General features: G+C 71.6%; 16 protein-coding genes. 5 read left to right on the top strand and 11 right to left on the bottom strand.

What is annotated here, in order from left to right:
- Positions 1-10: 10 nt before the first annotated feature.
- Positions 11-529, bottom strand: coding sequence for a SixA phosphatase family protein (locus tag KXC43_RS36950; protein ID WP_221380878.1), 519 nt, complete (start codon positions 527-529; stop codon positions 11-13).
- 88 nt (positions 530-617) lie between these two features.
- Here KXC43_RS36950 and KXC43_RS36945 point away from each other — a divergent pair, with 88 nt between their 5' ends.
- The gene (locus KXC43_RS36945) at positions 618-914 is read left to right on the top strand and encodes a DUF6458 family protein (protein WP_221380877.1); all 297 of its coding nucleotides are present in this window, start codon (positions 618-620) and stop codon (positions 912-914) included.
- 63 nt (positions 915-977) lie between these two features.
- On the opposite strand, the gene KXC43_RS36940 is transcribed toward KXC43_RS36945, so the two are convergent.
- Positions 978-1,817, bottom strand: coding sequence for an SDR family oxidoreductase (locus KXC43_RS36940; protein WP_221380876.1), 840 nt, complete (start codon positions 1,815-1,817; stop codon positions 978-980).
- A gap of 116 nt (positions 1,818-1,933) precedes the next feature.
- Between KXC43_RS36940 and KXC43_RS36935 the strand changes: the two genes are divergently transcribed.
- On the top strand, positions 1,934-2,305 hold the full coding sequence (locus tag KXC43_RS36935; protein ID WP_308129424.1) for a winged helix-turn-helix transcriptional regulator: 372 nt from the start codon (positions 1,934-1,936) through the stop codon (positions 2,303-2,305).
- Here the strand turns inward: KXC43_RS36935 and trhA are convergent.
- Complete coding sequence (trhA, locus tag KXC43_RS36930; protein ID WP_221380874.1) at positions 2,302-2,979, bottom strand: PAQR family membrane homeostasis protein TrhA; 678 nt, start codon at positions 2,977-2,979, stop codon at positions 2,302-2,304. The two genes, KXC43_RS36935 and trhA, sit on opposite strands and share 4 nt — an antisense overlap.
- Before the next feature lie 67 nt (positions 2,980-3,046).
- Here trhA and KXC43_RS36925 point away from each other — a divergent pair, with 67 nt between their 5' ends.
- Genes KXC43_RS36925 through KXC43_RS36915 form a run of 3 tightly spaced genes read left to right on the top strand, consistent with a single transcriptional unit; the run spans position 3,047 to position 5,224 of the window.
- Positions 3,047-3,655: a 5-oxoprolinase subunit B family protein gene (locus KXC43_RS36925; protein ID WP_221380873.1), complete on the top strand. Its 609-nt coding sequence runs from the start codon at positions 3,047-3,049 to the stop codon at positions 3,653-3,655.
- Positions 3,652-4,473: a 5-oxoprolinase subunit C family protein gene (locus tag KXC43_RS36920; RefSeq protein ID WP_221380872.1), complete on the top strand. Its 822-nt coding sequence runs from the start codon at positions 3,652-3,654 to the stop codon at positions 4,471-4,473. Before KXC43_RS36925 ends, KXC43_RS36920 begins: the two co-directional genes overlap by 4 nt.
- Positions 4,460-5,224, top strand: a complete 765-nt coding sequence (locus KXC43_RS36915; RefSeq protein WP_221380871.1) for a LamB/YcsF family protein — start codon at positions 4,460-4,462, stop codon at positions 5,222-5,224. Before KXC43_RS36920 ends, KXC43_RS36915 begins: the two co-directional genes overlap by 14 nt.
- Positions 5,225-5,405: 181 nt before the next feature.
- Here the strand turns inward: KXC43_RS36915 and KXC43_RS36910 are convergent, their stop codons facing one another.
- The 8 genes from KXC43_RS36910 to KXC43_RS36875 form a co-directional block, all read right to left on the bottom strand.
- Positions 5,406-7,199 carry an NHL domain-containing thioredoxin family protein gene (locus tag KXC43_RS36910; RefSeq protein WP_221380870.1) on the bottom strand — a complete coding sequence of 598 codons (1,794 nt, stop codon included), beginning with the start codon at positions 7,197-7,199 and terminating at the stop codon, positions 5,406-5,408.
- A gap of 60 nt (positions 7,200-7,259) precedes the next feature.
- Positions 7,260-11,363 (bottom strand): hypothetical protein, encoded by a 4,104-nt coding sequence (locus KXC43_RS36905; RefSeq protein WP_221380869.1) that lies wholly within the window; start codon positions 11,361-11,363, stop codon positions 7,260-7,262.
- A gap of 297 nt (positions 11,364-11,660) precedes the next feature.
- Entirely contained in the window at positions 11,661-11,801 is a 141-nt protein-coding gene (locus KXC43_RS36900; RefSeq protein WP_221380868.1) for a hypothetical protein, read from the bottom strand.
- A gap of 167 nt (positions 11,802-11,968) precedes the next feature.
- Positions 11,969-13,420: a dihydrolipoamide acetyltransferase family protein gene (locus tag KXC43_RS36895; RefSeq protein ID WP_221380867.1), complete on the bottom strand. Its 1,452-nt coding sequence runs from the start codon at positions 13,418-13,420 to the stop codon at positions 11,969-11,971.
- Between the two features lie 5 nt (positions 13,421-13,425).
- Positions 13,426-14,415, bottom strand: a complete 990-nt coding sequence (locus KXC43_RS36890) for an alpha-ketoacid dehydrogenase subunit beta (protein ID WP_221380946.1) — start codon at positions 14,413-14,415, stop codon at positions 13,426-13,428.
- On the bottom strand, positions 14,412-15,551 hold the full coding sequence (gene pdhA, locus KXC43_RS36885; protein ID WP_221380866.1) for a pyruvate dehydrogenase (acetyl-transferring) E1 component subunit alpha: 1,140 nt from the start codon (positions 15,549-15,551) through the stop codon (positions 14,412-14,414). Before pdhA ends, KXC43_RS36890 begins: the two co-directional genes overlap by 4 nt.
- Positions 15,552-16,007: 456 nt before the next feature.
- On the bottom strand, positions 16,008-16,211 hold the full coding sequence (locus tag KXC43_RS36880; protein ID WP_221380865.1) for a hypothetical protein: 204 nt from the start codon (positions 16,209-16,211) through the stop codon (positions 16,008-16,010).
- Between the two features lie 451 nt (positions 16,212-16,662).
- The coding region (locus tag KXC43_RS36875) for a hypothetical protein (RefSeq protein ID WP_221380864.1) at positions 16,663-16,935 on the bottom strand (273 nt) is incomplete at its 5' end.

The raw sequence follows: 16,935 nt of genomic DNA, 5'->3' as shown, positions 1-16,935 counted from the left end.
CGGCTTTTTCTCATCCCCGCGCGGTGTGCCGCTCGACCAGGCGCATCGAACGGGGCTCGAACGAGGACCACGGGTTGTCCGAGCGGTGGACGGCGAGGCCCGAGGTCTTGAGCTCGACCGCCGCGCCGTCGTACTGGTCGTCGGGGATGAGCATCAGCGACACCTCGGAGACCCACGGGTTGTGCCCGACCACGAGCACCGTGCGAACCGTGTCGGGCACCCGGCGTACGAGATCGAAGACCTCGGTCACACCCCCGTTGTAGAGCCCGTCGTCGTAGCGCACCTCGGGCGTCCCGCCGCCCGTCTGAGCCTGGGCCAGCGCGATCGACACGCCCTGCCAGGTCTGCCGCGTGCGGGTGGCCGACGAGCAGAGGACCAGGCCCGGATGCAGCCGCTCGTCGGCCAGCCAGGCGCCGGCCGCGTCGGCGTCGGTCTCCCCGGCCGTGGTGAGTTTCCGGTCGAAATCGGAGAGTCCGTCCGGCCTCTCAGCCTTGGCGTGGCGCAGCAGAACGAGCGTCCGTGTGGTCATGCTTCCAGCTTGCCTGATTGATTTTTCGAACGTGTGGGTAAACACCGTTCAGAGGCATTGACCACGGTGAGGATCAAGGAGGCCCGCGATGGGCATCGGCGGAAGCATCTTCCTGCTGGCGTTGGGCGCCATCCTGGCGTTCGCCGTCAACGCTGACATCAGCGGGATCGACATCAATATCATCGGCTGGATTCTGATGGCGGCCGGCCTGATCGGCCTGATCATCACGCTCTGGTACTGGAACAGCCGCCGTCGCACGGTCGTGACTCGGCAGAGCGCGACCCCGGTCGCGGGCGACCCGGCGTACCCGAACCAGCAGGTGCGCAGCGAGTACCGCGAGACCCGTCGCGACGACGCGCCGCCGCCCCCGCCTCCGGGCTACTGATCCCCTGACTCGCGACGCCGGCAAGCCGCTCATCCCCCTGGCGGCTGCCGGCGTCGCGCGTTGTCAGCCGTTCAGGGCAGCCTTGATCGACTCGGTCAGCGGCGTCACCGGGCGGCCGAGCAGCGTCTCGAGGTCGTCGCGCGGTACGAACAGCGCGCCCTGTGCGGCAGCCCGGTCGGCGTCGGCGTAGACGGCCGCCGCCTCTTCGGGCAGACCCACGCCGACCAGCATTTCGCGGTACTTCTCCTCGCCCAGGTCGGTGTAGGTCACCGGCTTACCGGACTGACGGGAGATCTCGGCCGCGAGCTCGGCCATCGTGAAGGACTCGCCGCCCAGTTCGTACACCTTGCCCTGGTGGCCCTCGGTGGTGAGCACCGACGCGGCTGCCTCGGCGTAGTCGGCCCGCGGCGAGGCGCTGATCCGGCCGTCGCCGGCCGCCCCGAACATCCCGTGCTCGAGCGCCTGCGCGACGTTGTAGTTCTCGGTGTACCAGCTGTTGCGCAGGATCACCGACGGCAGGCCCGACTCCTTGATCATTTGCTCGGTGGCCAGGTGCTCCCCGGCCAGCTTGAGGTCGGTCGTGTCGGCCTTGGGGGCGCTCGTGTAGACCAGGAGGCCCACGTTGGCCGCCTTGGCCGCGTCGACCACGTTCCGGTGCTGCGGGATCCGCTTGCCGGGCTCGCTGCCCGAGATGAACAGGACCTTGTCGGCGCCCTCGAACGCGGCTCGCAGGGCCTCCGGATCCTCGTACGCGACCTTCTTCGCCGTCACCCCGAGGTCGGCGATCTTGTCGACCTGGCGGCCGAGGCCGACGATCTCGCTCGCGGGCACACCCTTGGCGAGCAGCGACTGGATGGTGAGCCGGCCGAGGTGTCCGGTGGCGCCCGTGATGACGATGGTCATGCTGTCCTCCTGCTGGTTGTTCTGCCAACAGCAGCCAAAGCCGCAGGTCAGCGGTCACTTCCCGAAAGATAGAAGGCACCTTGAAGTGCGGTACTCACCCGAGGGATAGTAATGGGGTGGATGCCAGTGCGTACGCGAAAAACTGCCCCAGCCGCCAGATCCTCGACCGGATCGGCGACACCTGGAGCGTCCTCGTCGTGATGATGCTCGCCGACGGGCCCCAGCGGTACACAGCGTTGTCGCGCCGCATCGAGGGGGTGAGCCCCAAGATGCTCACCCAGACGCTGCGCGGCCTCGAGCGGGACGGGCTGATCGGCCGCACGGTGCACGCCGAGGTGCCGCCGCGGGTCGACTACGAGCTGACCACCCTCGGGCGCAGCCTGCTCAGCCTGGTCGGCGCCCTGGAGAACTGGGCCGAGACACACATCGAGGACGTGCAGGCCGCACGCGAGGCCTACGACAACCCCGGCATCAAGGTCAGCGCTTAGGCGTACAGGGCGAAATAGATCGCGATGTGGTGGCAGATCGCCGCCACCAGGGTGCAGGCATGGAAGAACTCGTGGTGGCCGAAGACCTCGGGCCACGGGTTCGGACGGCGCAGGGCGTAGAAGACGGCGCCGACGCTGTAGATCACGCCGCCGGCGGCCAGCAGCACCAGGCAGGTGACGCCGCCGACGCTCAGCACCTCGGGCAGGATCGCGACCGCGCCCCAGCCGAGCGCCAGATAGAGCGGCGCACCGGCCCAGCGGGGCAGGTGCGGCCAGATCGTCTTGAGCGCCACCCCGCCGAGCGCGCCACCCCAGATCAGGCTCAGCATCAGCGTCGCCTTGCCCGGCGGCAACAGTTCGATGCAGAACGGGGTGTACGTGCCGGCGATGAAGATGAAGATCATCGAGTGATCCATCCGGCGCATGATCTGGTAGCCGCGTTCGGTCCAGACCCGCCGGTGGTAGAGCGCGCTGATGCCGAACAGCCCGCACACGGTGATGCTGTAGACCAGCGTGCTCAGGAACGGCTCGATGCCGGGCCGGGTGAGGGCGATCGAGCACAGAACGATGCCGCAGACCAGGGCGACGAAGAACGCGTACTGATGCAACCGGCCACGCAGTCTCGGCTTGCCGAGGTCGGCCGGCTCCATCCGGAACGGGGCGGAGGTCGTCACGGCTTCCAGGTTACGGTATCGTAAGTTACTCATGGGTAGTGAGTCTCTTCACTGGCACGATGTGGTCATGAGAGTACGACGGGCCGGGGCGTCGGCGCTGCTGATCGAGTGTCGCGACGGTGAACAGGTCGAAGCTTGGCGAGTTGCGCTCGGACGCCGGCGCGAGGCCGGTGAGCTGCGGGTTGTCGACATCGTTCCCGGCGCCCGCACGCTGCTCCTAGACGGCGTCGAGCCGGGCGCCGAAGAGTTGCTGGCCTCGTGGCCCCAGCCCGACACGGCCGTTGCCCGTGATCAGGGGCCGTTGGTCGAGATCCCGACCGTGTTCGACGGTGAGGATCTGGCCGGTGTCGCGGAGCTGTGGGACCTGACGGTGCCGGCGGCTGTCGAGCTTCTCGCCACGACCGCCTTCACTGTCGCGTTCTGCGGGTTCGCGCCCGGTTTCGCCTACATGCGGGGGCTTGGCGAAAAGTTTGGAGTACCGCGGCTCGACTCTCCCCGTCCGCGGGTGCCGGCCGGTTCGGTCGGGCTGGCGGGCGACTACTGCGGCATCTATCCCACGGCCTCGCCGGGCGGCTGGCGGCTGGTCGGCCGCACTGCCGAGACCCTTTTCGACGTACGGAACGAGCCGCCGGCCCGCCTCGGCCCGGGCACGCGCGTACGCCTGGTGCCGGCATGATCACGGTCGTCCGGGCCGGCCCGCTGACCACCATCCAGGACCAAGGGCGTCCCGGGTACGCCCACCTCGGCGTCCCCCGCTCCGGAGCTCTCGATCAACGGGCGCTGCGCCGCGCGAACGCCCTGGTCGGCAATCCGGCCGCCGCGGCCGCCCTGGAGACCACGCTGCTGGGCTGCGCACTGCGCTTCGAACAACCGGCCCGGATAGCGGTGACCGGCGCCGCGGCCGACATCAAGGTTGACAACCTGGTGACGGCCGGGGTGCTCGAGGTCGGCGCCGGCTCGGTGCTGGATGTGGGCCGGGCCACCCGGGGCGTCCGGTCCTATGTGGCCGTCGCCGGGGGCATCGATGTCGAACCCGTGCTGGGCAGCCGCTCGACCGATACGCTCTCGGGCCTGGGCCCGCCGAAACTGGCCAACGGCATGACCCTGCCGATCGGCACTGCGCAGGGGGACCTGACCGCTCAGCCGGACGGTGGCATCGCCGATCAGATCGACCTCGGCGTGTGGCTCGGGCCGCGGGACGACTGGTTCTCCGGCCGCGAACTGTTCGAGTCCGACTACCAGGTGAGCCCCCTGAGCAACCGGGTCGGTTGCCGGCTGACCGGCACGCCGCTGACTCGTGCGACTAAGGGGGAGCTGCCGTCCGAGGGGGTGGTGCTCGGCGCGATCCAGGTGCCGGCCGACGGGCAGCCCCTGATCTTCCTGGCCGACCATCCGACCACCGGGGGTTACCCGGTCCTCGGAGTGGTGGACGACGTGACTCCGCTCGCGCAGGCGCGGCCGGGGAGTACGGTGCGGTTCCGTGAGCTCCGTTGATCTGAACGCCGACCTCGGCGAAGGCTTCGGTCGCTGGACGCTGGGCGACGACGAGGCCCTGCTCGGCATCGTGACCTCGGCCAACGTGGCCTGCGGCTTCCACGCGGGTGATCCGTCCACGATGTACCGCATCTGCGGCGCGGCGGTCGAGCGGTCGGTCGCCATCGGCGCCCAGGTCGGCTATCGCGATCTCGCCGGCTTCGGGCGACGGCGGATCGACTACGACCTCGGCGAACTGCGGGACGACATCCTGTACCAGATCGGCGCGCTCGAGGCGTTCTGCCGGGTGGCCGGTGGGCGAGTGGGCTATGTGAAGCCGCACGGCGCGCTCTACAACACCGCGGCCGTGGAAGAAGGCCAGGCCGGGGCGGTCGTGGCGGCTGCCCGTGCCTACGACCCGGCGTTGCCGGTGCTCTGCCAGCCGGGGTCGGTGCTGGCCCGGGTGGCGATCGAAGCCGGGGTCACGGTGGTGGGCGAGGGGTTCGCCGACCGTGGTTACCGCGCGGACGGGACGCTGATGCCGCGCTCGCTGCCGGGCGCCGTGCTGCACGACCCGGACGAAGTGGTGGCCCGGGCCGTACGGATGGCAGTTGAGCAGGTCGTCGAAACCGCGGACGGTGAACTGGTGCCCACGCCGGTGGCCTCGATCTGCGTTCACGGTGATACGCCGGGTGCGGTCGGCCTGGCGTCTCGCGTCCGTGCCGGGCTGGCCGGCACGGGGCTCGCTGTGGAGTCGTTCAGCCGGCCGTAGTCGCGCGTCCGAAGGCGCCCGCCAACCCCATGATCGTCCGCAACTCCGACCCCGCCCTCCCAGGGGGAGCCCCCGCTGGTCATTATCGCGGAGAGTCCCATGATCGTTTGGGTGGCCTGTGGACAAGTCGGGACTGTGGAAAACGCGTGAGCGGCTGACCTGCGGAATGCCGGAAAGCGGCTCAGGCCTCCTCGTCCATGCCGCGCAGGATCAGCGGGAGGCGGGCCGGGCCGTCGGGGGTGACGACGACGGGGACGCCCCAGTCCTGGCGGGTCAGGTGGCAGGCGGCGAATTCCACGTCGAAGTCGCAGGTGGCGGCCTGGGCTACCACTTGGAGGACGCCCTTGGGGACGTCGGGGTTGATCACCAGGGAGCGGGACAGGTCGGTGGTCTTGCCGGCGCCTTCCAGCAGGAGTTCGGGCGGGGACGCCGAGACCTCCAGGCGCGTGGACGGGCCGAACTGGTTGTCGAGCTTCTGGCCGGGTGCGGGGGTGAAGACGACGTCGAGGGTGAGCTTGCCGGGGGCGACCGGGCTCGCGGGGCGTTCGGTGCGGTGGCGTTCGCCGGTGACAGTGCGAACCGCGCCGGGGGCCAGGCGGGTCAGACGGTGGGCGCCGGATTCCACCACCAGGACGTCGCCCGTGCTCGTGAGCAGCACGTCGCTCGGTTCGGCCAGGCCGGAATCGACCGTGGAGACCTCGCCGGTGTGGGGGTCGAAGCGGCGCACCGCGCCGTTGTAGGTGTCGGCCACCAGCACTGAGCCGTCGGGCAGCGCGGCCACACCCAGCGGGTGCTGGAAGAGCGCCTCCTTGGCCGGGCCGTCGACGTGACCGAAGTCGAACAGGCCCTGGCCGACGGCGGTGTGCAGCACGCCCGCCTCGATATAGCGCAGCGCCGACGTCTCGCTGTCGGCTATCCACAGCCGCTCGCCCCTGACGGAGAGGCCGGACGGCTGGGCCATCCACACGTCGGGGATCGGGCCGTCGCGCAGCGACTCGACCGTCGTGCCGGCGTAGACGCCGACCGTGCGCCTGATCGGGTCGAACCACCAGAGCTGGTGGATGCCGGCCATCGCGATGATCACGCGGTCGTCGTACCAGGCCACGTCCCACGGGGAGGAGAGATCGGTGGCGAGAGCGTCGTGCGGGTGCTCGTCGACGGCCGAACGCCACGGGCGGCCGGACCCGGCGACCAGGGTGATCTCGCCGTCGGCCAGGCGCAACCCGCGCAGCTGGTGATTGACCGTGTCGGCCACCACGACGTCGTAGCCGACCGCGGAAGCGACCTCGGCGGGCAGCAGGAGCAGGCCCTGGGGCTCGCTGAACGGGCCGCCGCGCTCGCCGCTGCCGAACCGGCGGACCAGCGTCTCGCCGTCGGCCTCGACCTCGACGATCGAGTGCCGGGCGGTGTCGCTGACCAGCAGGTGACCGCCGGGCAGCTCGATCGCCTTGCCCGGGAACCGGAAAACCGTCTCGGCGGCGGGCGGGGGAACGTACGGGCCGTCGCCGCGGTGCAGCGTGCCGTCCGCCGTGTGCTTGGCGATCAACTCGACGACCAGCCGGGACAGGCCCTCGGCGTGACCCTCGCCGGCCATCGAGGCGACCAGGTAGCCGGTCGGGTCGATCACGGCCAGGGTGGGCCAGGCCTTCGCCGCGTACTGCTGCCAGAGGTGCATGTCGCCGTCGTCGACGACCGGGTGGTGCACGCCGTAGCGCTCGACGGCCGCGGCCAGTGCCTGCGGGTCGCGTTCGTGCTGGAACTTCGGCGAGTGGACGCCGATCATCACGACCGCGTCGCCGTACTTCTGCTCCAGCGGCCGCAGCTCGTCGAGAACATGCAGGCAGTTGATGCAGCCGTAGGTCCAGAAATCCAGGATGACGATCTTGCCGCGCAGGTCGGCGAGCGTCAGATCCCGTCCGCCGGTGTTGAACCAGCCCCGCCCCCGCAGTTCGGGCGCGCGCACACGTGCAGTCATCGCACCATCGTGCCGCACCGGTTGCTCCGGTACGGCACGAAGGTGGTCAGGATGACAGCGTCAGGAGTTCGGCTTCAGGCAGAGCACCTGGTTCTTGCCGTCCGAGGTCTTGTTGACCACGTGCGGCTGCTGCGGGTCGGCGCACTCCTTCTTGTCGGCCACGATGGACACCACCTGGAACGACGTGGCGTCCGAACATTCCGACTTGACGGCGGACTCGCCCTCCCGCTTCACGCATTCGCCCTGGATCACCGACAGCGACTGGTCCTTGCCGCCGGCCACCAGATAGACGATGCCGAACACGATGCCGAGGATCAGGCCCGCGGCCACCACGACCGCGATCATGATCGGCAGCAGTCGGACGTGCGGCGTCTCCGGCTTGGCCGGAGCCGGCTCGGCCTTGAAGCTGTCGAACCGGCCCTGGTCGGCCTCGACGCCGGGCCAGCTGGTCGTTTCCTCCGGCGTCGGGGGCTTCACCGTGGCGCGGTTGGCCGAACCCGGGAAGTTGTTGTCGGGGCCGAAGCCGCCCGGTGACTGCGGGAAGCCGTCAGACGACTGTGGCCCGGGGCCGAAGCCGTCCGGCGCTTGCGAGCCGGGGCCGAAGCTGTCCGGCGACTGCATGCCCGGACCGAAGCCGCTCGGCGACTGCGTGCCGCCCGGGCCGAAGGGGCTGTTCCGCGGCTGAGTGGCCGGGTCCAAGCCGTTGAGGCCCGGGGGCATCTGCGGCAGGGCCGGCGCCGGCACGTACGGCTGCTGTTCGCGGCCCGCGATGTCCGTGGTCAGCTCGCTGTAGGGCTCACCGGGCCGTGGGCCGGGCGCACCCGGACGGTCGGAGTAGGGCGAGCCCGGCGGTGCGGGTTCAGGCGCCGCGCCGGGCAGAGCCGGTGCAGCCGACATGCCGGTCGGCGGGTTGCCGGGGCCGCCCGCCGGGGCGACACGAGCGCTGGCCGAGGCCCGGGCGCTGGCCCGCGCCGGCGACTGCGGCGCGACACCGGGCACACCCGGCTCGCTGCCGGGTGCGTTCGGGTACGCCGGGGAGCCGAATTCGCCCCCGGGCCGGTCGTCACCCGGCCGCGGGCCGAACGGCGACTCGGCACCCGGCCGCGGGCCGAAGGGCGAATCGGCACCTGGTCGCGGGCCGAACGGCGAATCGGCGGAGAACGATCCGAAGCCCTGGTCGGCGTCGCGCGGCGGCTCGGCCGGAGCCTCGTCGTCGGCGTCCTCCACCGGTGCCGGACGACCATAGACCCGGGCCTGCGGAGCGGCGGCCGGCGGAATCTCGGACGCCTCGACCGGCGCGGTGCGGCTGGCCGTGGGCACCGAGGCACTCGCGGCGACAGGCCGCGCCGAGCCGGTGGCCGGCGGGTTCTCGCTCGGGTCGCGAGGCGCGGGAACAGCACCGTTGCGCGAATCGGCGGCGGCCGGCGAGCCGAGAGCGGCGCCGGGCACCCGCTGCGGATAGCCGCCCGGGTTGTCGTCGGACTGCTCGGGCTGACCGAACACGTCGTTGTCGCCGCCGGCCTGGTCATCGTGACCGGGGCCGAACGGCGAGGCGGCACCGAACGAGGCGCCGGGCTCGCGCCTCACCCCGAACGGCGAGGACGGCTGCTCGGGACGCGCGCCGAACGGCGACTCCCCGTCATCGTCGCGGCCATCGCCGAACGGCGGGACCGGGCGGGCCGAGCCGTAGGTCGGAGCGGCGGCGCGGGAGTCGCTGGGCTCAGCTCCGGAGTCGCTTTCAGGCTGGCCGTACGACCCCGGGCGGGCCGAGCCGAAGGCCGGTCCACCACTGCCGGGAGTGGCCAACGGCGAGTCGCCACCCTCCGCCGATCCGAACGGCGAACCGGACCGCGCCGAGCCGAAAGCGGGGCCGCCGCTGCCGGGAGCTGCCTGGTCGGGGCCGCTTTCGGGTTGGCCGTAGGGCGAACCGGGCCGCGCTGAGCCGAAGGCGCCGGAGTCGCTGCCGGACGGGCGGGCGGATCCGTAGGCCGGGCCGGAAGACACTTGTTCCGAGCCACCGTCGGGCTGGCCGTACGGGGAACCGGGCCGGGCGCTGCCGGGAGTCCCCTGGCCGGCGTCGCTTTCGGGTTGGCCGTAGGGGGAGCCGGGCCGGGCGGATCCGTAGGCGGGGCCGCCGCTGCCGGGAGTCGCTTGGCCGGCGTCGCTTTCGGGTTGGCCGTAGGGCGAACCGGGTCGTGCCGAGCCGAAGGTGGAGCCGTCGTTGCCGGGAGCTGCCTGGTCGGCGTCGCTTTCGGGCTGGCCGTAGGGAGAACCGGGCCGTGCCGAGCCGTACGCCGGGCCGGAAGACGCTCGGTCGGAGCCGCCGTCGGGCTGGCCGTACGGGGAACCGGGCCGGGCGCTGCCGGGAGTCGCTTGGCCGGCGTCGCTTTCGGGTTGGCCGTAGGGGGAGCCGGGTCGGGCGGAGCCGAAGGCAGGGCCGCCGCTGCCGGGAGTCGCCTGGTTGGTGTCGTTCTCGGGTTGGCCGTAGGGGGAGCCGGGCCGGGCGGAGCCGAAAGCCGAGCCGTTGCCGGAAGCCGCCTGGCCGGCGTCACTCTCGGGCTGGCCGAAGGGCGCCGCGGGGCGGGCTGATCCGAAGGCGTCGCCCTCGGGCTGGCCGAACGGGCCGGCCGGGCGCGCGGAGCCGAAGGCGGGGCCGCCGCTGCCGGGGGTGGCCGAGCCGGAATGGTCTTCGGGCTGGCCGAAGGACGCCGCCGGGCGGGCCGAGCCGTACGTGGGGGCCTCATTGTCGGCGCCGGGCCGGGCTGATCCGAAGGGCGGGTTGCCGGAGCCGTTCTCGGACGGGCCGAAGGAAGCGCCCGGGCGGGCCGAGCCGAACACGGCCGGGCCGGTCGGCGACTGGGCCGCGGACTCGCCCGCGGTGCGGCCGAACGGGTCGGGGAGACCGCCACGCTCGGGTTCGCTCTCACGGGCCGGCTCGTGCTGTGGGGCCGGAGCGCCCTCAGGGGTCGAGGCGCGGCCGAACGGGTCGGCGAAGGGCTCGGGACGGCCGTACGGGTGGGGCGCCTGTTCCGCCGCTGCTGCCGGCGGGCCGAACGCGCTGAAGCCGTTGGACGCGGCCGGCGGCACCTGCGCCGCGCCGGCCGGTGGGCCGAAGGGCGCCTGCTGGCTGCGGACCGGCAGCTCGCCGGACGGCGTCGCGGCGGCGGGCGGGAACTGCTCGCCCTCGCTGCCGGGCGTGCCGCGCAGCGGGAAACCGCCGCTGTCGCCCCGACGGGTCGGGAAGCCGGCTCCACCACCGGCGGCGCCGCGCAGCGGGAAACCGCCGCTGTCGCCGGATCGAGGCGGCGGCGGAGCGTCGGGCAGGTCGGTGAGGGTGGCGCCGGGAACGCGGACGCGCTGGGCGCCGAACGCCGAGACGCCGGGCGGGCGACCGGCGGACTGGTCGGCCTGTTCGCCGGCGGAGGGCCCGCGCTCGTCGGCTGACGACCCGCGCGTGGCGGCGGCGGCGAAACCGTCGAAGCCGACGACCCCGTCGACACTCGCCGAGTTGGCGTTGCGCTGGGGCAGCGGGGCGCCGGGGCGCTGGATGAAGTTCTGCTCGAGCGGTTGCCGGGCCGGCGTCGTGGGGGGCGGCCCCCAGACCGACTGCGGCGGCTCGGCCGTGCCCGGCGTCGAGGCGGCAGCCTCGGCGGGCGGGCTGCCGAAGGCGGAGGACGAGCCGAACGGGGACGCCGGAGCGCCCTCGCCGTAGCCCGCGGCGTCACCGGGCGAGACCGAGCCGTACGGGGAAGCGGCGCCTCGCTTCGGCAGGCCGCCACCCTCGCCGGTGGCAGGCGCGGGGTTGCGCTGCGGCAGACCCCCACCCTCGCCGCTGGCAGGCGACGGGCTGCGCTGCGGCAGGCCGTTGCCCTCGTCGGGCGTGGGCACACGGGCCGACCCGTAGGAGGTGCCGGCGGCCGGACGCGGACCGTCGGGGCCCTGGCCGAACGTGGGGACGGCAGGAACCACGAACGGCGAGCCGCCGTTGGGCGTGGCCTGCGGCGGCGGACCGTAAGAGCTGGGGAAACCTTCGGCGGGAGGCGGGGCCGAAGCCCGGCCCGAGATCCGCTGACCGTCGGTGTCCGGCGGGAAACCCTCCGGCGTCGGACCGCCCGACGTGGCCTCGGCCGGTGGAGAACCGGCGTAGTGCCCCTCGGACGTCATGAGCGCCTCCTCGTTTCGTGCGGCCGTGCCAGCTCTGCACGGACGCCGGTGACCACCGGCGTCGTGCCCAGCTCTGAGGCCAGGCCGTGCGGGGGTCCGCTCGCGGTCGGAGCCCCGGCCTCGTGCCGACCGGCCGAGCCGGCTCGATGACCGTGCCCCACCGTACCGGGCGATCGCGGCCGGAGGAATCCCGGCGTACGCCCGGGAGGGGAACCTTGAACCGATCTTCGAGAATGCCGCGAAAAAGCAAACAGCCCGTCCGGAGGGGGTTCCGGACGGGCTGTGGCGCCGTTGACGTCAGAAGTGCCGGCGCTGGGCGAAGATGGCGATCTCGTCACGCATCGACTGGGTGGGCGCGGTCATCCAGGCCCGGTCGATGGCGCGGTTCTGGCGGTTGATCAACCGGCGCTGGCGAACGCGGTCGACGATGCTGCTCATTGCCTTGTCACTTCCCTCGGACCGGGATCGCCGGCCCATCGTGGTGCTCGTCTCGTGGTGTGTCTCCATTGTGCTCTTCCACGAGACGAGCCGCCAACGATTTAGGGGGTGACGCTGCGCACGTGCCTAACGATCGTAGGTCGAAAAAATAACTTGCCTACGAAAGTCTAAGTCCATGAGAGCAGCGCGCCTTCCGGGTCGGTGAGGAAGTCGCCGATGTCCCGCAGGAACCTCGAGCCCAGTTCGCCGTCGATGATCCGGTGATCGAAAGACAGTCCCAAGGTCGTGACCTGACGCACCTTGATCTTGTCTTTGTGCACCCAGGGCATCGGCCGGATCGCGCCGAAGGCCAGGATCGCCGACTCGCCCGGGGGCAGGATCGGCGTTCCCGTGTCCACCCCGAACACTCCGACATTCGTGATGGAAAGGGTGCCGGCTGCCATGTCGGAAGGCGGCGTCTTTCCGGACTTCGCCACTTGGACCAGTGTGTCGAGCGCCTCAGCCAGCTCCCGCAGGCTGAGCCGTCCGGCGTCCTTGATGTTGGGGACGATGAGGCCCCGTTGGGTGGCCGCCGCGATGCCGAGGTTCACGTACTCCTTGACGACGATCTCGTTGGTCCCGGCCGACCAGGTCGAGTTGACCATCGGGTGGCGCCGGACCGCGAGCAGCACGGCCTTGGCCACCATGAGCAGCGGTGAGATCCGCACGTCGCGGAACTCGCGCCGGGACTTCAGCTTCTCGAGCGCCTTCATGGTGCGGGTCACGTCGACCGTGAGGAACTCGGTGACGTGCGGTGCGGTGAAGGCCGAGGCGACCATGTTCTCGGCCGTGAGCTTGCGCACGCCCTTCACGGGGAGGCGCTGCTCGCGGCTCGCGTCGAAGACCGCCGCGGCCGGGGTGGTGGTCGCGGCCGGTGCCGCGGCGGGCGCTGCGGTCGCGGCGGCGGCGGCCTGGTGTACATCGTCCCGGGTGACCGATCCGAGCGGTCCGCTGCCGACGATCACCGTGAGGTCGACCCCGAGATCCCGGGCCAGCTTGCGTACCGGCGGCTTCGCCAAAACCCGGGCGTGCACCGGCTCCGCGGGCGGCGGAGGCGGCGCCACCACGGGCGGAGGCGGCACGGGCGGAGCCACCACGGGCGCCGACACGGCCGCGACCGGAGCACTGCTTCCCGGCGTACCGATGCGGGGCCGCCTTTTCGCCGTGGTGTTCTTCGGCCCGTAGCCCACCAGCACAGCCGTGCGGCCGCCCGGTGCCGGACCACCGATCATGCCCGGCTCGATCGAGCCCTCGGCCGGCGCGATCTCGACCGCGGCCAGCGACTCGGCCGACGGCGCGGGGCCGGGCATGTCGTCCGGCAGCGGACCGGCTGACGGCTGGGTGTCGATTGCCACGATGGGCGCCCCGACCTCGACCGTCGTTCCGGCCTCGACGTAGATCTTCGAGATCACGCCACCCCACTTGGCGGGGATCTCGACGGCCGCCTTGGCCGTCTCGACCTCGACGATGGGCTGGTTCAGCTCGACCGTGTCGCCCACCTTGACCAGCCAGGCCAGGATCTCGCCCTCGGTGAGACCCTCGCCGAGGTCGGGCAGGTTGAACTCCTTGATCCGCGACATCGGCGTCACCAGCCGAACGAACGGTCGACGGCGTCCAGCACCCGGTCGAGATCCGGGAGGTACTCCTCTTCCATCCGGGCTGCCGGGTAGGGGATGTCGTAGCCCGTGACCCGCAGCACCGGCGCCTCGAGCGAGTAGAAGCACTGCTCCGAGATGCGAGCGGCCAGTTCGGCGCCCAGACCGATGTTGCCCGGCGCCTCGTGCACGACGACGGCCCGGCCGGTCTTGCGGACCGAGGCGTAGATCGTCTCGTAGTCGACCGGCGACAACGAACGCAGGTCGATGACCTCGAGGTTGCGCCCGTCCTCAGCGGCGGCGGTGGCCGCGTCCAGGGCCGTGCGAACCATCGGGCCGTACGCGATGAGGGTCGCGTCGCCACCCACCCGGGCCACCCGGGCCGCGTGCAGCGGGTCGGCCCCGGACAGGTCGGCGCCGAGCTCGACGTCCCCCTTCTCCCAGTAGCGCCGCTTCGGCTCGAAGAACACGACCGGGTCGTCCGAGGTGATCGCCTGTTGGATCATCGTGTAGGCGTCGGACGGGTTGGAGCAGCTCACGACCTTGAGGCCCGGGGTGTGCGCGAAGTAGGCCTCGGGGGACTCGGAGTGGTGCTCGACGGCGCCGATGCCGCCGCCGAAGGGGATGCGGATGACGATCGGCAGCCGCACGTTGCCCTTGGAGCGGTAGAACATCTTGGCGACCTGAGCCACGATCTGGTTGTAGGCCGGGAAGACGAACCCGTCGAACTGGATCTCGCACACCGGGCGGTAGCCGCGGATGGCCAGGCCGACCGCGGTGCCGATGATGCCGGCCTCGGCCAGCGGGGTGTCGATGACCCGGTCTTCGCCGAAGTCCTTCTGCAGGCCGTCGGTGATCCGGAAGACGCCGCCGAGCTTGCCGACGTCCTCGCCCATGATGACGACCTTGTCGTTCTCCTCGAGGGAGCGGCGAAGGCCGTGGTTGAGGGCTTTGCCAAGCGTGATCGTCTCGGCCATCAGTGGTCGCTCCCCTCGAACGAGGCGTGGTAGTCGGCGAACCGGGCGCGCTGCGCGTCCACCTCGGGCGAGCCGTGGGGATAGACGTGGTCGAACATGGTCACCGGCTGTGGGTCGGGCATGGCGAGCACGCGCTCCCGCAGGTCGAGCGCGAGGGTCTTGGCCGACTCGTCGACCGCGGCGAAGAACTCGTCGCCGGCCATCTGTTGCTTGGTCAGGAACGCCCGGAGCCGGGAGATCGGGTCCTTGGCCTTCCACGACTCGACCTCGCTGGCGATGCGGTAGCGGGTCGGGTCGTCCGAGCTCGTGTGCGCGCCCATCCGGTAGGTGTAGGCCTCGATCAACGTCGGGCCCTGCCCGTTGCGCGCGTTGTCGAGCGCCGACCGGGTGACTGCGTAGCTGGCCAGCACGTCGTTGCCGTCGATCCGGACGCCGGGGAAGCCGAAGCCGGCGGCCCGGCGGTAGAGCGGGATGCGGGTCTGCCGCTCGAGGGGCTCCGAGATCGCGTACTGGTTGTTCTGGCAGAAGAAGACCATCGGGGCGTTGAAGACGCCGGCCCAGACGAACGCCTCGTTGACCTCGCCCTGGCTGGTCGCGCCGTCGCCGAAGTAGGCGATCACGGCCTCGCCGTCGGGGGTGCCGGTCTTGCCGTCCATGGTCACGCCCATGGCGTAGCCGGTCGCGTGCAGCGTCTGCGAGCCGATCACGATGGTGTAGCCGTTGAAGCGGTGCTCGTTGGCGTCCCAGCCGCCCTGGTCGACGCCGCGGAACAGGCCGAACGGCATGATCGGGTCGATGCCCCGGGTGTAGAGGACTCCGTGCTCGCGATAGGTCGGGAAGGCCATGTCCTGCGGGCGCAGGGCCCGGCCGGAGCCGACCTGGGCGGCCTCCTGGCCGAGCAGGCTGGCCCAGATACCCAGCTCGCCCTGACGCTGCAGGGCGGTCGCCTCGGCGTCGAGGCGGCGGACGGTCACGAGGTCGTGGTAGAGGCCGCGGTATTCCTCGTCGGTGAAGTCGACGGAATAGGTCGTGCCGTCGGCGGTGGTCACGCTCTCGCGGCGCTCACCGTCGGGGGTCAGCAGTTGGACGAAACCGCCGGCCGGGGCATCAGCCCCGACGTCGCTCACGCCGTTTGCCATCCGTGTCTCCCTGTTCATCTCTGCGCCCGCGACGGGTGTTGCCCGTCCGCGCGACGGACCGGTGGTCGTCGCGCCTGGCCCGGGTGAGGTTGCCGCGCGACGATTCGGCGCGGGCCTGGACCCCGCCGGGGAGTGACGGCGCCCACCTCGTGCCCCGCTGGGTCGGCGGAAGCGACGGCGGCGGTGCCGTCGCCCCCATCCTGACAGAGAACGTGAGCCTCGTTACAGGTCAGGTCGATCACAGTCGCGAAATTCTCCGGTCATATCGGTGCCCATATTTGTCCAATTAAGTGGCTTTCGTACGGTCACTACCGTACGAACGACCCCTTTACGCCGCTGCCGATATGCCCATGCGTCGTTCACCCCCATGACCACGGCGGATCGGTGTTGATCATTGCAGCCGGCCGCGCCCGTCGATGCCGACCCGGAAAGGGGGAGCCCGGAGGTGCCGGACGATCACGACGACCTCGTGCCGCCGATGAAGGTGATGCGCAAGCGGCTGAACGGGGTGTACCGGGCCGACACCGGGTTCAACGGGCCCACGCGGCGGTACGTGCTGATCGTGGCGATGCTGGTCGGACTGGCCTCGATGCCGACCCTGGCCGCGATCACCGCGGGCTCCCGGGAGATGTCGGGCGGGCGTACGGACACGATGGACATCCCGTTCCTGCCGCCGGCCTCGTCCGGGCCGGTGCGGCAGTCACCGTCGTCGCCGTCTTCGTCCGCGGGGCCCCCGGACGACGGGAACGGTTCGGCCCTCGGCGCATCGCAGAGCGCCGATGCGGCGGTACGGGCGGGGCGGCTGATCGGCCAGGCCGGAAAGCGCGAGCCGGTGACGTCGCCCGGCGGTGCGCCGGCTGGGGGTGCGACTGATGACGGCGTACGGAACGGGGCCGGGAAATCACGCGCCGACCGCGACCGGACCGACCGCGACCGGCGTGACCACCCTGCCCGCTGGCAACCCAAGCGGCCGAAGCCCGCCGCCCCGGCCAAGCCCGCAAAACCGCGCAAGCCTGCGAACCCGTCTCGGCCGGCCGTGCCCGGCCTGCCCGCGGTCCCGGACGAGCCGGCCGACGTTGACCGGCCGCCGCCCGCTGAGGGACGTCGGCCCTCAGTGCCCGACCTGCCCGACGTGCCGGACGACAACGATCAAGCCGAAGAGCCGGACGATGCCGACCACGGCGACGAGCCGGACGATGCCGATCATGGCGACGAGCCGGACGAAACTGGTCATGGCGACGAGCCGGACGAAACTGGTCATGGCGACGAGCCGGACGAAACTGGTCATGGCGACGAGCCGGACGACGCTGGTCATGGCGACGAGCCGGACGACGCTGGTCATGGCGACGAGCCGGACGACGCTGGTCATGGCGACGAGCCGGAC

The sequence above is a fragment of the Paractinoplanes polyasparticus genome (assembly GCF_019710575.1).
Lineage (GTDB): Bacteria > Actinomycetota > Actinomycetes > Mycobacteriales > Micromonosporaceae > Actinoplanes > Actinoplanes polyasparticus.
This window is presented reverse-complemented; position numbering and strand designations above follow the sequence as displayed.

Coding starts and splice junctions, on each gene's coding strand:
- KXC43_RS36925 (WP_221380873.1), top strand. CDS start 3,047: ATGAGAGTACGACGGGCCGGGGCGTCGGCGCTGCTGATCGAGTGTCGC.
- KXC43_RS36920 (WP_221380872.1), top strand. CDS start 3,652: ATGATCACGGTCGTCCGGGCCGGCCCGCTGACCACCATCCAGGACCAA.
- KXC43_RS36950 (WP_221380878.1), bottom strand. CDS start 529: ATGACCACACGGACGCTCGTTCTGCTGCGCCACGCCAAGGCTGAGAGG.
- KXC43_RS36900 (WP_221380868.1), bottom strand. CDS start 11,801: ATGAGCAGCATCGTCGACCGCGTTCGCCAGCGCCGGTTGATCAACCGC.
- KXC43_RS36945 (WP_221380877.1), top strand. CDS start 618: ATGGGCATCGGCGGAAGCATCTTCCTGCTGGCGTTGGGCGCCATCCTG.
- KXC43_RS36880 (WP_221380865.1), bottom strand. CDS start 16,211: ATGTCCATCGTGTCCGTACGCCCGCCCGACATCTCCCGGGAGCCCGCG.
- KXC43_RS36910 (WP_221380870.1), bottom strand. CDS start 7,199: ATGACTGCACGTGTGCGCGCGCCCGAACTGCGGGGGCGGGGCTGGTTC.
- KXC43_RS36895 (WP_221380867.1), bottom strand. CDS start 13,420: ATGTCGCGGATCAAGGAGTTCAACCTGCCCGACCTCGGCGAGGGTCTC.
- KXC43_RS36940 (WP_221380876.1), bottom strand. CDS start 1,817: ATGACCATCGTCATCACGGGCGCCACCGGACACCTCGGCCGGCTCACC.
- pdhA (WP_221380866.1), bottom strand. CDS start 15,551: ATGGCAAACGGCGTGAGCGACGTCGGGGCTGATGCCCCGGCCGGCGGT.
- KXC43_RS36905 (WP_221380869.1), bottom strand. CDS start 11,363: ATGACGTCCGAGGGGCACTACGCCGGTTCTCCACCGGCCGAGGCCACG.